The following is a 13,964-nucleotide window of genomic DNA, read 5'->3' as shown; positions in this document are numbered from 1 at the left end:
CGTAGGTGCCCCACCTGGGCGCTGCTGCGCGGCTGCGCCCACACCGCTCGGAAACCACTTCTCGGATGAGACGCGCCGCACTGCGTGGCGTCTCATCCAGAAAAGGATTTCTCACTCGGGGGGTGGGATATGGCAGGGTCGGGGGAACGCCCTCGACAGCAAGGAGCACCGTGACCATCGCACCCACCTCACCGGCCGCCGTGGACGACATCGTGCGCGCTGCCGCAGCCGCGGGCGCCGAGTGGAAGCGCGCGAGCGTCGCCGCGCGCGTCGCTGCGCTGGGCGCCGTCGCCGACGGCCTGGATGCCGCCGCCGACGACCTCGTGCCGATCGCCCAGCGTGAGACGCACCTGGCCGAGGCGCGCCTGCGCGGGGAGCTCCGGCGCACCACCTTTCAACTGCGCATGTTCGGCGAGATGCTCGAGGACGGCGCGTGGTTCGATGCCCGCATCGACCACGCCGACCCGCAGTGGCCCATGGGAGCCCCGCGCCCCGACCTGCGGCGCGTGTTGGAGCCCATCGGCCCCGTCCTCGTCTTCGCCGCCAGCAACTTCCCGTTCGCCTTCTCGGTCGCCGGCGGCGATACCGCCAGCGCCCTGGCGGCCGGCAACGCCGTCGTGCTGAAGGCCCACCACGGCCACCCCGAGCTGTCGGCGGCCACCGCCGCCGTCGTCGAGGGCGCCCTGCGCGGAGCCGGGGCGCCCGACGGCGTCTTCGCGATCATCTACGGCACGGATGCCGGCGTGCGCGCGCTGCAGGCACCCGCCGTGAAGGCGGCCGCGTTCACCGGATCGGTCACGGGCGGGCGGGCGCTGTTCGACATCGCCCAGGCCCGCCCCGAGCCGATCCCGTTCTTCGGCGAGCTCGGCAGCACCAACCCGGCCTTCGTCACGCGGCGCGCCGCCGACCGCGACCCCGCCGCACTCGCCGCCGACTATCTCGCATCGGTCACCGGCAGCGCCGGCCAGCTGTGCACGAAGCCCGGCGTGATCCTGGTGCCCGCCGGTTCCGAGCTGCTCGCGGCCCTCGGCGGCCAGCAGTTGCCCGCCGCCACCCCGCTGCTCAACGACGGCATCGAGCAGGGCTACCGGGCGGCAGTGGCCCGCACCGCGGCCGTCGACGGCGTCCGCACGATCGCCGGCACGGTGTCGGAGGACGAATCCGCCCCGGTCGTGTTCGCCACGACCGCCGAGCGCCTCGCCGCCGAGATGGACACGCTCATGGCCGAGATGTTCGGCCCGGCCGCCCTCGTCGTCGCCTACGAGGACGAAGCCGACCTCGTGGACATCGCGCGCCGGCTGGAGGGTCAGCTCACCGCGACCGTCTTCGCCGAGCCCGACGACGAGATCGCGGCGGCCCTCGTGCCGGTGCTGGCCGAGAAGGCGGGCCGGGTGCTGTGGAACCAGTGGCCCACCGGCGTCTCGGTCACGTGGGCGCAGCAGCACGGCGGACCGTACCCCGCCACCACGGCGGTCGGCACGACGTCGGTCGGGATGGCCGCGATCTCGCGGTTCCTGCGCCCGGTCGCGTACCAGAACCTCCCCGACGCCCTGCTGCCCGACGCCCTCAAGGAGGCCAACCCGCTGCGCATCCCGCGTCGCGTCGACGGCGAGCTCGTGCTGCCCTGAGACGTCGAGTGGCGTCGCTGTCAGACGTCGAAGCCGAGGCTGAGCTTGCGCAGCAGCGCCGCCAGCCGGTCGCGGTCCGATTTCGACAGTCCCGACAGCAGGGTCGCCTCGGCATCCACGAGACGCGTGATCGCGGCATCCACCCGCGTCTTGCCGTCGCCGGCGAGGGTCACCAGCACGCTCCGGCCATCGGCGGGGTCACCCTCGCGGCGCACGAGCCGACGCGCGACGAGACGGTCGATGCGGTTGGTCATCGTGCCGCTGGAGACGAGCGTCTGCTGCAGCAGCTGCTTGGGGCTGAGCTGGAAGGGGTCGCCCGCGCGGCGCAGCGCCGAGAGCACGTCCCACTCCCACGGCTCCAGGTCACTGCGGCGGAACGCGTCGCGGCGGGCACGGTCGAGGTGACGCGACAGACGGTCCACGCGCGAGAGCACCTCGAGCGGGGAGAAGTCCAGATCGGGTCGCTGCTTCTGCCACGCGCCGACGATGCGGTCGACCTCATCCGTCCCCTGAACCATGCCCCCATTATGCGGTCACCGCGCGAGCGCCCCTCTGGCAGACTTGACGAGGCTGCCCGAGGGGCCGCCGGTCCGCCGTGGTGTAATGGCAGCACGACAGCCTTTGGAGCTGTTAGGTCCAGGTTCGAGTCCTGGCGGCGGAGCATGACACACAACGCACTCGCGGTCATCGTCCTCGCTGCCGGCCAGGGCACGCGCATGAAATCCGCGCTCCCCAAGGTGCTGCACCGCATCGGCGGGCGGCCGCTGGTGGGCCACGTCCTCGACATCGCCCGCGACCTCGGTCCCGAGCAGGTCCTCGTCGTCGTGCGGCACGAGCGCGACCTCGTCGCCGACGCCGTCGCAGGGGTGGCGCCGGAGGTGCACATCGTCGACCAGGACGACATCCCCGGCACCGGCCGCGCCGTGGAGGTGGCCATGGGGCGCCTGGACGGCTTCACCGGCGATGTGCTCGTGCTCTCCGCCGACGTGCCGCTGCTGGAGGCCGCGACCCTCGCCCGCCTCGTCGAGGTGCACCGCGCCTCGCACGCCGCCGCGACGCTGCTGACCGCGGTGCTCGACGACGCCACCGGCTACGGCCGCGTCATCCGCGACTCCACCGGAGCCGTGGCCCGCATCGTCGAGCAGAAGGATGCCGACGAGGCCGAGGCCGCCGTCACCGAGATCAATGCCGGCGTCTACGTCTTCCGTGCCGACGCGCTGCGCGCCCAGCTGCCGCGCGTGGGCACCACCAACGCGCAGGGCGAGAAGTACCTCACCGACGTCATCGGGCTGCTGCGCGCCGACGGCGCGACCGTCGCCGCCGTCACCGCACCCGACGCCGCCTCCGCGCTCGGCGTCAACGACCGTGTGCAGCTGTCCGAGGCGGCCCGCACCCTCAACGCCCGCGTCGTGCGGCGCTGGCAGCTCGAGGGCGTCACGATCCTCGACCCCGCCTCCACCTGGATCGATGTCACCGCCACGCTCGCCCCCGACGTCACGGTGCTGCCCGGCTCCCACGTGCTGCGCGCGACGACCGTGGCATCCGGGGCCGTCATCGGACCCGACACGAGCCTGGTCGACTGCGAGGTGGGGGAGGATGCCACGGTCACCCGCACCGACGCGACCCTCGCCGTCATCGGCGCGAAGGCCACGGTCGGCCCCTTCGCCTACCTGCGCCCGGGCACCTACCTCGGCGACGCCGGCAAGATCGGCACGTTCGTCGAGACGAAGAACTCCACGATCGGCGCCGGCAGCAAGGTGCCGCACCTGTCGTACATCGGCGACACCACGATCGGCACCGGAGTGAACCTCGGAGCCGGGGCGATCACGGCGAATTATGACGACATCGCCAAACATCGCACCGAGATCGGTGATGAAGTGCACACCGGGTCGCACAACGTCTTCGTCGCGCCGGTTAGGATCGGAGATGGCGCGAAAACAGGTGCAGGCGCCGTCATCCGCAAGGATGTCCCCGCCGGCGCACTGGCTTTGAGCGTCGCCCCCCAGCGCAACGTCGAGGGGTGGGTCGAGACGAACCGACCGGGAACCAGGGCCGCCGATCTCGCGGCCCGGGCTCGGTCCGCACAGGAAGCGGACGATGGCGCGTAAGAACAAGACGGTAGACCTCGACAGAAGCCGGGACATCGCTCCCGGCGTCGTCGCGAAGACGAAGAAGCGGCTGGTCGTCGCCTCGGGTCGGTCACACCTCGCACTGGCACGAGAGGTCGTCGAGCAGATCGGCACCGAACTCGTGCCGACCGAGTACCGCACGTTCGCATCGGGGGAGATCCTCACGCGGTTCGAGGTCTCCATCCGCGGTTGCGACGTGTTCCTCATCCAGTCGTTCGGCCCGCCCGTGAACGAGTGGCTCATGGAGCTGCTCATCATGCTGGATGCCGCCAAGCGCGCGTCCGCCAAGCGCATCACCGTCGTGGCGCCCTACTTCCCGTACTCGCGTCAGGACAAGAAGGGTCGCGGTCGCGAGCCGATCTCGGCCCGCCTCGTGGCCGACCTGCTCAAGACCGCCGGCGCCGACCGCGTCATGAGCGTCGACCTGCACGCCGCGCAGATCCAGGGGTTCTTCGACGGGCCCGTGGACCACCTCTTCGCCAAGCCGGTGCTGCTGGAGTACTTCCGCAACACGCTGTCGGAGGCCGACCGCGCCGCCCTCACCGTCGTCTCGCCCGACACCGGCCGCGTGCGCGTGGCCGACACCTGGTCCGACAGCCTGGGCGCCCCGCTGGCGATCATCCACAAGCGCCGTGACCCGAACGTGGCCAACCAGGTCACCGTCAACGAGATCGTCGGTGACGTCTCGGGCCGGGTGTGCCTGCTGGTGGACGACATGATCGACACCGGCGGGACGATCGTGAAGGCCGCCGAAGCGCTGAAGAAGAACGGTGCGCAGCGCGTGATCGTCGCCGCCACCCACGCGATCTTCAGCGACCCGGCCAGCGAGCGCCTGCAGAGCGAGGCGATCGACGAAGTCGTCGTCACCGACACCGTCCCGGTGCCGGAGCACAAGAGGTTCCCGAGTCTCACGGTCCTCCCCATCGCGCCGCTGCTGGCACGCGGGATCCAGGAGGTCTTCGAGGACGGGTCGGTCACGAGCATGTTCGACGGAGCCGCATAGGAGAATCATGACCCCGCGCGACACGCAGGTCCCCCCGACGGTCACCCGGCCGTTCGCCCTGGATGTCGCGGAGGTCGAGCGTGAACTGGGCTCGCAACGCAGCGGGCTCAGTTCCGCCGAGGCGGCCGAGCGACTCGAGATCGTGGGGCGCAACGAGCTGCCGGAGCCGCCGCGCCAGCCGGCGATCCTGAGGTTCCTCGCGCACTTCAACGACACGCTCATCTACATCCTGCTGGGCGCCGCGGTCATCAAGGCGATCATGGCCGACTGGCTGGATTTCTGGGTGATCATGGCGGTCGCGATCATCAACGCGATCATCGGCTTCGTGCAGGAAGGACGCGCGGAGAAGGCGCTGGCCGGCATCCGTGGCATGCTCTCCAGCGACGCCAGCGTGCGCCGCGACGGGGCGTGGGCCACGGTCCCCGCCGCCGAGCTCGTCCCGGGCGACGTCGTGCGGCTCATGCCCGGCGACAAGGTACCGGCCGACCTGCGTCTGTTCCAGTCGTTCCAGCTGCGCATCGACGAGGCGGCGCTCACCGGCGAATCGGTGCCGTCGTCGAAGGACATCGAGCCGGTGTCGGCGGATGCCGGTGTCGGCGACCGCCGCTCGATGGCGTTCTCCGGCACGATCGTGTCGGCCGGGCAGGGGCGGGGCATCGTCACCGCCACGGGCGGGCAGACCGAGATCGGCACGATCCAGGCGCTCGTGGGCGAGGCGGGGTCGATCACGACCCCGCTGACCAAGCAGCTCGACTCGTTCGGCCGGGTGCTGACGATCGTGATCCTCGGCATGGCCGCGGTCATGCTGCTCATCGGCCGGTTCCTGCACGACATGCCGTTCGGCGACCTCATCTCGGCGACGATCGGCTTCGCGGTCGCGGCGATCCCGGAGGGCCTGCCGGCGCTCGTGACGATCACCCTCGCCATCGGCGTGCAGCAGATGGCGAAGCGCAACGCCATCACCCGCAAGCTCGCCTCCGTCGAGACGCTGGGGGCGGTCACCACCGTGTGCAGCGACAAGACGGGCACGCTCACCAAGAACGAGATGACGGTGCGCCGCCTCGTCACCGCCCATGGCGCCTATGTCACCACCGGGCTCGGGTACGACCCGGCGGGCCGGATCAGCCCGGCCGCGCAGCCCGACGCGGATCCATCGCCGGAGCAGCGCCGCGACCTCGCGCCGCTGCTGGCGGTGGCGACCCTCTGCAACGACGCGCACATCGTGCCCGACCCCTCGGTGGGCCAGGGCGACGGGCCCGGCAGATGGACGCTCGTCGGCGAGCCCACCGAGGGCGCGCTGAAGGTCGTGGCGATGAAGGGCGGTGTCTCCTCCGATGGCGCGCGCCGCGTCGGGGTGGTGCCCTTCGACTCGGCGAACAAGTTCATGGCCACCCTCAACGAGGCATCCGACGGCTCGCGGGCCATCCTCGTCAAGGGCGCGCCCGACCGGCTGCTGGAGCGCTCGCGCACACAGCGGGGCGACGCGGGACCGGTGGCCCTGGACATCCCGTTCTGGGAGGGCGCCATCGACGACCTCAGCGCGCAGGGGCTGCGCGTGCTTGCCGCCGCCCGCAAGCCCGCCCCCGCCGACGGCGAGCTGCAGATCGACGATCTCCACGAACTCGAGTTCCTGGGCCTGTGGGGCATCCTCGACCCGCCGCGCCCCGAGGCGATCGAAGCCATCGCCGACTGCCACACCGCCGGCATCCGCGTGAAGATGATCACCGGCGACCACGCCGGCACCGCCCTCGCGATCAGCCGCGAGATGGGCCTGGCCGCGGGCGACGAGGTGCGGGTGCTCACCGGCACCGAGCTCGAGGCGATGAGTCAGGACCAGCTCGCGCGCGTCGTGCAGGACGTCGACGTGTACGCGCGCACCAGCCCCGAGCACAAGATCCGCATCGTGCGGGCGCTGCAGTCCCACGGCGAAGTGGTCGCCATGACCGGCGACGGCGTCAACGACGCGCCCGCCCTCACACGCGCCGACGTCGGCATCGCCATGGGCATCAAGGGGACCGAGGCCACGAAGGAAGCGGCCGAGATCGTCTTGGCCGACGACAACTTCGCCACGATCCGCAGCGCCATCCGCGAAGGCCGGCGCATCTACGACAACCTGCGCAAGTCGGTCGTGTTCCTCCTTCCCACCAACGGCGCGCAGTCGCTCGTGATCCTGGTGGCGATCGTGTTCGGTCTCGCGCTGCCGCTGACCCCCGTCCAGGTGCTGTGGATCAACATGGTCACCGCCATCACGCTGTCCCTCGCGCTGGCCTACGAGCCCGCCGAGCGCGGCATCATGACCCGGCCTCCCCGCAAGCCCGGCGGGTCGCTCGTCAGCGGCAGCGAGCTGGGCTTCGTCGCCGTCGTGTCGCTGCTCATCGGCGGCGCCACCATCGGACTCTTCTACAGCGTCGCCGCGACCGGCGTCGACATCGACTACGCCCGCACCGAGGCGGTCGCGATGCTCGCGCTCGGGCAGCTGGCCTACCTGTTCAACTGCCGCTTCATGACCCGCTCGAGCCTGACGCTCGACGTCTTCCGCGGCAACCGCATCATCTGGTGGTCGGCTGCCGCCCTCATCGCGCTGCAGCTGGTGTACACCTACGCCCCGTTCATGAACGACCTGTTCGGCTCTCGTCCCCTCTCGGTCGGCTCGTGGGTGCTGCCGGTCGTGCTGTCGATCGCGATCTTCCTCGCCGTCGAAGCGCTCAAAGCCCTGCGCCGACGCTCCGTGCATGCACATGCATAGGGATTTCGGAGGGTTCTGCGGCGCTGCATGGGTAGCGTGAAGGGGACCATCCCCGGCAAGAGGAGGCCCCCCATGGCACGCATCACCGACGTCCCCCGCTCCGTCCGCCGCACCGCCGCTTTCGCCGGCGTCGCCGGCATCGTGCTGCTCGCCGGCTGCGCGTCGGGGGAGACGGACACGACCGCCGACACCGGGTCCGGCACCGGCGGTGACACCGGCAGCGGGTCGTCCAGCGGCGAAGCCACCTACGCCGACGGCACCTACGAGGCATCCGGCTCCTACGCCACCCCCGAGTCCGTCGAGCAGATCCAGGTGACCGTCGAACTCTCCGACGACGTCATCACCGCCGTGGAGGTCGTGGGTGACCCGACCCGCCCGGAGTCGGAGCGCTACCAGGGCGAGTTCATCGGCGGCATCTCCGATGTCGTCGTCGGCAAAGACATCGACGAGATCTCGGTGAGCCGCGTGGCGGGCTCCTCACTCACCAGCGGCGGGTTCAACGACGCGATCGAGCAGATCAAGGCCGACGCGGCGCAGTGACGGGCCGGGGGCGCGCGGTGTGGCGCTTCGAGGCGATCGGCACGCGCTGGGAGATCGAGACGGCCGAGCCCCTCGATCCCGCAGCGCGCGCCGCGGCATCCGCCGTCATCGACCGCTTCGACCGGGAGTGGTCGCGCTTTCGCGACGACTCGCTGATCGCCCGCCTCGCGCGCGACGGCGGCAGCGTGCCCGCTCCGGCCGACGCCGCCGACATGCTGACGGCGTACGCGGCGCTCACCGATGCCACCGGGGGAGCGGTCGACCCGCTCGTCGGCGACGCGCTCGCGCACCGCGGCTACGACGCGACGTACACGCTCGTCGACCGCGGCGCCCTCGCAGCGCCGGGTGACTGGCGGTCGCGCCTGACCTGGGACGAGGGCGTCCTGCGCCTGGCGGGTCCCGCCACCATCGACGTGGGGGCGCTGGGCAAGGGCCGCCTCGTCGACCTCGTGTGCGCGGCGCTCGAGCCGTGGGCGGGTGGCGACCTGGTCGTCGACGCCGGCGGCGACCTCGCGGTGCGGGGCCCGGCGCAGCGCATCGGCCTGGAGCATCCCTACGATCCCTCCCGCGCCGTCGGGGTGTGGGAGGTGACGGATGCCGCGCTGTGCGCCTCGGCGGTCAACCGCCGTGCGTGGGGCGAGAGGCTGCATCACGTGCTCGACGCGCGCACCGGTGAGCCCGTGCGCACGATCGCGGCCACGTGGGCGGTCGCTTCGACCGCGATGCGCGCCGACGCGATCGCGACGGCGCTGTTCTTCCGCGGCGGCGAGCAGCTCGCCGCCGCGTGGCAGGTGGCGTGGGTGCGCATGGGCACCGACGGCACCGTCGACTGGTCGCCCGGCTGCCCGGCCGAGGTGTTCACCGGGTCGCGCTAGCGTGGATGCCATGACCGAACCGCGCGCCCACGTCGTCGCGGTCGCGCGCGACGATGCGCGCGGTTTCACCCAGCCGGTGCGCGAGAGCATCCGGCTCGGCGCGGGGCTCGGCAACCCCTGCAGACAGATCGACGGCTACCGGAAAGGCCTCATGAAAGAGCTCGTGCACCGCGATGGCGAGGGCCGCTTCGTGCGGCTCGCGGGCGTCATGTCCGTCCTCACGGTGGGCGGCGTCTTCCGCCCCGGCGATCCCGTCGTCGTCACGGTGCCCGATGGTGCCGTCCAGCCGCGGCAGGCCGTCTGATGTCGCTCACCGCGCTGTGGAGCCGCGTGTTCGCCGTGCTCGGGCGCATGTCGATGTACCGCCTGGTGCTGCTGGCCCTCGCCGGGCTCGCGGTCACCGCCTTCGTGCTGTCCCTGTTCGGGCTGGTCGGTCCCACCCCGCTGGAACTGGTCGCGACCCTCGTCGTGCTGGCCGCCGCCTGCAGCCTGGTGGATGCCGCGGCGCAGCGCCTGCTGAAGCTGCCGTGGCGGGTGGAATCCTCGCTCATCACGGCGCACATCCTGCTGTTCGTGCTGCGCCCCTCGGTCGAGCTGCTGCCGCTGGCGGGCATCGCCGCGGGAGGCGCGGTGGCGTCGCTGTCGAAGTACCTCCTCGCCTGGCGCGGCCGGCACATCTTCAACCCGGCCGCGGTGGGTGCGACCGTCGTCACGCTCACCGGCATCGGCACGTCGGCGTGGTGGGTGGGCTCACCCGCCCTCGCGCTCCCGGTGCTGCTGCTGGGCGGCCTCGTCCTGCTGCGCACCGAGAAGGTGCGCATCATCGCGGTGTTCTGGCTCATCGCCGTCGCGGTCGCGTTCGTGCGGACATCGGCGCAGTACCAGCAGGCCGGGCTCCCCATCGTCGGGGGCGAATTGCTGTGGCAGGTCGTCACCCAGTCGCCATTCCTCTTCCTCGGTGCCTTCATGCTGTCCGAGCCGCTCACGATGCCCCCGCGTCGCTGGCAGCAGCTCACCGTCGCCGCCGTCGTGGGCGTGCTCGCCGGCTGGCCCATCGACATCGGCATCATGACCCTCGGCCAGGAGCGCGCACTGCTGGTGGGCAACCTCGTGGCGTTCTTCTTCGCGTGGCGCGCATCGGTGAGCCTCACCCTCACCGACCGCGCCGAGCTGACCCCCACCGTGCGGCAGCTGAGCTTCCGCACCAAGCGGCGGCTGTCGTTCGTGCCGGGACAGTTCCTGGAGCTCGAAGTGCCGCACCACCACCCCGACGCCCGCGGTACGCGGCGCGAGTTCAGCATCGTGTCGGCCCCCGCCGAACTGCCGGCGCTGCGCATCGCCTTCCGCGAGGGCACCGGCTCCCAGTCCAGCTACAAGAAGGCCCTTGCTGCGGTGCAGCCCGGTGACCCGCTCGCGGTCACCGGTGTGTGGGGAGACTTCGTCCTGCCGCGCCGCGAGACGAGCCCCGTGCTCATGGTCGCCGCCGGCATCGGCGTGACGCCCTTCGTGTCGCAGCTCACGCAACTGCGGCTGACGGGCCAGGAGCGCGACATCGTGCTCGTCTACGTCGCGTCCGAGGCGTCGGAGCTGGCATTCCGTGACGAGCTCACAGCTGCGGGGGTGCCGGTCATCGTCTTCACGCGCGACCAGCCCGCCGACCTGCCGCCGCACTGGCAGTGGGCGCGGGGCGTGCGGCTCGACGCCGACGGGCTGCTGCGCGTCGTCCCCGACATCGCCGCCCGCCACGCCTACATCTCGGGGCCGCCGCGGCTGATCGCCGAACTCGCGCCCGCGCTCGAGAAGGCGCGCTCGATCACGACGGACGCGTTCTCGGGGTACTGAGCGCGCTGCGGCGCCGTGGCCGCCGGCGGGCGTCGCCGGGCCGCGGGGCGCGCCGTGGCCGCGCCCGCGCCGCCGCGCCGCGCCGAGCGGGGTTGGGCCGTCGCATCCGTCCCTGTAGTCGTCATTCTCGGGACGTTCGTGACGACCCAACGGGCCCGTCCGCCCCGTGCCGTATCGCACGGGGTTGCGTCGTCGCATCCGCCCCTTGCGGTGTGGTTGCTGGGACGTTCGTGACGACCGAGCGGGGCCAGGCGTCCTGCCCGGAAGTTGGGTCGTCGCATCCGCCCCTGGCGGGGTGGTTTTCGGGACGTTCGTGACGACCCAACGGGCCCCGTTCGCCCCCCTATCGCACGGGGTTGCGTCGTCGCATCCGCCCCCTGCGGCGCCGCTCCCGGGACGTTGACGACCGAGCGGGGCCAGGTGCCGTGCCCAGAAGCTGGGTCGTCGCATCCGCCCCCTGCGGCGCCCCTCCCGGGACGTTCGTGACGACCGAGCGGGGCCAGGTGTCCTGCCCGGAAGTTGGGTCGTCGCATCCGTCCCTTGCGGGAGGGGTTCCGGGGCTTTCGTGACGACGGAGCGGGTTCAGGTGCCGTGCCGGGAGGTTGGGTCGTCGCATCCGGGTGTTGCGGGCGCAGATGCGGGGCTTTCGCGACCACTGGGCGGGGCGGCCGAGCCGGGCCCGGCCGCGCGGCGCGCGGGGTTGGGTCGTCGCATCCGTCCCGTGTCGACGCCGTTCGGGGGCGTTTGTGACGACCGAGCGGGCACCCGCGCCGCGCGCGGAGGTCGGGTCGTCGCATCCGTCCGCTTCCAGCGCGGCAACGGGGCATTCGCAACGACCGAACGCCGGCGACCGGAGCCCGAACGGGCGCACGCGGACGTCGCGGCAGCGGCACAATCGCGACGACCGAACCCAGTCGGCGCGGGCCGGCGCCGCGAAGCGAAGCGCGCGCCGGCCTCAGGATGCCTCGGGGCTCTCGGTCTCCTCGGTGGCGATGGGCAGGCGCATCTCGAACGTCGTGTCGCCGGGGCGGCTGTCTACGGTCAGCTCGCCGTGGTGCGCCTTGACGATGGCATCCGCGATCGACAGCCCGAGCCCCGTGCCGCCGGTCTGACGGGTACGGGAGCGGTCGGCGCGGGAGAACCGCTCGAACAGCTCGTCGACGATGCCGGGGTCCACGCCCGGCCCGTCGTCGTGCACGCGCAGCACCGCGCTGCCGTCCTCTCGCGCCACCGTGGTGGTCACGGTGGTGCCGGCGGGGGTGTGGATGCGGGCGTTGGCCAGCAGATTCGCCGCCACCTGGTGCAGCCGTGCGGCGTCCCCGGCGATCACGACGGGTTCCTCGCCCACGTCCAGGCGCCACAGGTGCTCCGGCCCCGCGACGCGGGCGTCGCCCACGGCCTCGATGGCCAGCTGCGACAGGTCCACCGAGCCGTACACCAGCTCCTGGCCCTCATCCAGTCGCGCCAGCAGCAGCAGGTCCTCCACGAGCGAGGTCATCCGCAGCGACTGGGCCTGGATCCGCTCCAGCGCCTGCTCGGTGTTGTCCGCCGTCTCCGGCGCGGTCGGGGCCACCCGCAGTGCCCGCAGCGACAGCTCGGAGTAGCCGCGGATGGATGCCAGGGGCGTGCGCAGCTCGTGACTCGCGTCGGCGACGAACGCCCGCATGCGCTCCTCGTTGCGCTGCCGCGCGGTGAGCGATTCGCCGACGTGATCCAGCAGCGTGTTCAGTGCCGCGCCCACGCGCCCGATCTCGGTGTCGGGGTCGGCCTCCGACTCGGGCACGCGTTCACCGATCGACACGTCGCCGTGGGCCATGGGGAGGGATGCCACCCGGGTGGCGGTGTCGGCGACGGCGCGCAGCGGCCGCAGCGACGAGCGGATGATCACGGCGATCGCGGCCGCCAGCAGCAGCAGACCGCCCGCCGTGACGAGGGTCACAGTCGTCAGGATGCGTGCGATCGTGGCGGAGACCTCGGTGGTGGGAAGCCCCAGCACGGCGAACACGCCCGAGGGCTCGGCGCGCACGAACACGCGGTACTCGCCCATCCCTGGCACCATGATGGTGCTGAACCCCTGGTAGTCGATCGCGTTGACGATCTTGACCAGCTCATCGGTGCCGAGCGAAACCACCCCGTGGTCGTCGTCGATGTACGCGCCGGTCGTCTCGCCGACCGTCCGCATCACCAGCAGCGTCCCCGCGCCCTGCCGGCTCGCCTCCAGCACGTCGGCCGCGGTCTGGTCGGGGTTCGTGCGGATCTCGGCGGTCGCCGCCTGCACCTGCGCGTCGAGGTTCTCCCGCAGGATCGTGCCGAGGATGGTCCCCGTCGCGAGGCCCACCGCGATGAGGATGAGCGACACCATCGACACGACGGCGACGATCAGCCGGGTCTGCAGACTCCACCGCCGGCGGCGCGGCGTCGGCTCGGTGGAGTCGTCGACGGCGCTCACTGCGGGGCTTTGATCATGTAGCCGACGCCGCGGACGGTGTGGATGAGGGGTTCGTGACCCTGGTCGATCTTCTTGCGCAGGTACGAGATGTACAGCTCCACGACGCTCGAGCGACCCCCGAAGTCGTAGTTCCAGACACGGTCGAGGATCTGCGCCTTCGACACGACCCGTCGCTGGTTGCGCATGAGATAGCGCAGCAGCTCGAACTCCGTCGCCGTCAGCTCGATCGCCCGGCCGCCGCGGTCGACCTCGTGCGAGTCCTCGTTGAGGGTGAGGTCACCCACCCGCAGGATGGGCTCGTTGCCGGCGATCGCGGCGGTGCCGGCGCGGCGCATCAGGCCGCGCAGCCGCGCGACGACCTCTTCCAGGCTGAAGGGCTTCGTCACATAGTCGTCGCCGCCCGCGGTGAGCCCCGCGACGCGGTCGCCGACGGCATCCTTGGCGGTCAGGAACAGCACCGGCACATCGTTGCCGGCGTGACGCAGGCGCTGCAGCACGGCCATGCCATCGAGGTCGGGCATCATGATGTCCAGGACCAGCGCGTCGGGTTCGAACTCGCGCGCGACCTGCAGGGCGTCGTATCCGGATGCCGCGGTGCGCACCTCCCAGCCCTCCATGCGCAGGGCCATCGACAGCAGGTCGGTGAGCATCTGCTCGTCGTCCACGACGAGCACCCGGACGGCAGAGCCGTCGGGGCGGCGGAGTGCGGGGTGGGTCGTGCTCTCGGTCATGACCCCCATTGTGACCCTCGC

General features: G+C 71.8%; 11 protein-coding genes and 1 tRNA gene. 9 read left to right on the top strand and 3 right to left on the bottom strand.

Translation table 11 applies throughout. From position 1 onward, the window contains the following. Positions 1–122 precede the first annotated feature (122 nt). Complete coding sequence (locus ACFVR6_RS06315; RefSeq protein WP_386959952.1) at positions 123–1,628, top strand: aldehyde dehydrogenase (NADP(+)); 1,506 nt, start codon at positions 123–125, stop codon at positions 1,626–1,628. Between the two features lie 20 nt (positions 1,629–1,648). On the opposite strand, the gene ACFVR6_RS06310 is transcribed toward ACFVR6_RS06315, so the two are convergent. Continuing rightward, on the bottom strand, positions 1,649–2,146 hold the full coding sequence (locus ACFVR6_RS06310) for a MarR family winged helix-turn-helix transcriptional regulator (protein ID WP_386959949.1): 498 nt from the start codon (positions 2,144–2,146) through the stop codon (positions 1,649–1,651). Positions 2,147–2,217: 71 nt separating this feature from the next. On the opposite strand from ACFVR6_RS06310, the gene ACFVR6_RS06305 reads away from it, so the two are divergent. The 8 genes from ACFVR6_RS06305 to ACFVR6_RS06270 all read left to right on the top strand — a co-directional run bounded on the left by ACFVR6_RS06305 (position 2,218) and on the right by ACFVR6_RS06270 (position 10,763). Then, positions 2,218–2,289: transfer RNA gene (locus ACFVR6_RS06305), tRNA-Gln, on the top strand. Position 2,290: 1 nt separating this feature from the next. Next, entirely contained in the window at positions 2,291–3,736 is a 1,446-nt protein-coding gene (gene glmU / locus ACFVR6_RS06300; protein ID WP_386959946.1) for a bifunctional UDP-N-acetylglucosamine diphosphorylase/glucosamine-1-phosphate N-acetyltransferase GlmU, read from the top strand. Further along, positions 3,726–4,760 carry a ribose-phosphate diphosphokinase gene (locus ACFVR6_RS06295; protein ID WP_386959943.1) on the top strand — a complete coding sequence of 345 codons (1,035 nt, stop codon included), beginning with the start codon at positions 3,726–3,728 and terminating at the stop codon, positions 4,758–4,760. The genes glmU and ACFVR6_RS06295 overlap by 11 nt, the downstream gene beginning before the upstream one ends. A 7-nt stretch (positions 4,761–4,767) precedes the next feature. Next, positions 4,768–7,506, top strand: coding sequence for a cation-transporting P-type ATPase (locus ACFVR6_RS06290; RefSeq protein WP_386959941.1), 2,739 nt, complete (start codon positions 4,768–4,770; stop codon positions 7,504–7,506). Between the two features lie 72 nt (positions 7,507–7,578). Then, entirely contained in the window at positions 7,579–8,046 is a 468-nt protein-coding gene (locus ACFVR6_RS06285) for an FMN-binding protein (RefSeq protein ID WP_386959938.1), read from the top strand. Next, on the top strand, positions 8,043–8,921 hold the full coding sequence (locus tag ACFVR6_RS06280) for an FAD:protein FMN transferase (protein WP_386959935.1): 879 nt from the start codon (positions 8,043–8,045) through the stop codon (positions 8,919–8,921). The genes ACFVR6_RS06285 and ACFVR6_RS06280 overlap by 4 nt, the downstream gene beginning before the upstream one ends. Before the next feature lie 10 nt (positions 8,922–8,931). After that, positions 8,932–9,225, top strand: a complete 294-nt coding sequence (locus ACFVR6_RS06275) for a hypothetical protein (RefSeq protein ID WP_386959932.1) — start codon at positions 8,932–8,934, stop codon at positions 9,223–9,225. Beyond that, on the top strand, positions 9,225–10,763 hold the full coding sequence (locus tag ACFVR6_RS06270) for an FAD-dependent oxidoreductase (RefSeq protein ID WP_386959930.1): 1,539 nt from the start codon (positions 9,225–9,227) through the stop codon (positions 10,761–10,763). The genes ACFVR6_RS06275 and ACFVR6_RS06270 overlap by 1 nt, the downstream gene beginning before the upstream one ends. 955 nt (positions 10,764–11,718) lie before the next feature. Here ACFVR6_RS06270 and ACFVR6_RS06265 read toward each other — a convergent pair. Next, on the bottom strand, positions 11,719–13,212 hold the full coding sequence (locus ACFVR6_RS06265; protein WP_386959928.1) for a sensor histidine kinase: 1,494 nt from the start codon (positions 13,210–13,212) through the stop codon (positions 11,719–11,721). After that, the gene (locus ACFVR6_RS06260) at positions 13,209–13,943 is read right to left on the bottom strand and encodes a response regulator transcription factor (protein ID WP_386959927.1); all 735 of its coding nucleotides are present in this window, start codon (positions 13,941–13,943) and stop codon (positions 13,209–13,211) included. Before ACFVR6_RS06260 ends, ACFVR6_RS06265 begins: the two co-directional genes overlap by 4 nt. Positions 13,944–13,964: the final 21 nt, after the last annotated feature.

It is taken from the genome of Microbacterium sp. NPDC058021, from assembly GCF_042885955.1.
Taxonomy (GTDB): Bacteria; Actinomycetota; Actinomycetes; order Actinomycetales; family Microbacteriaceae; genus Microbacterium.
Note: the sequence above shows the minus strand (reverse complement) of the source record. Positions and strands in the feature narration are given on the sequence as shown.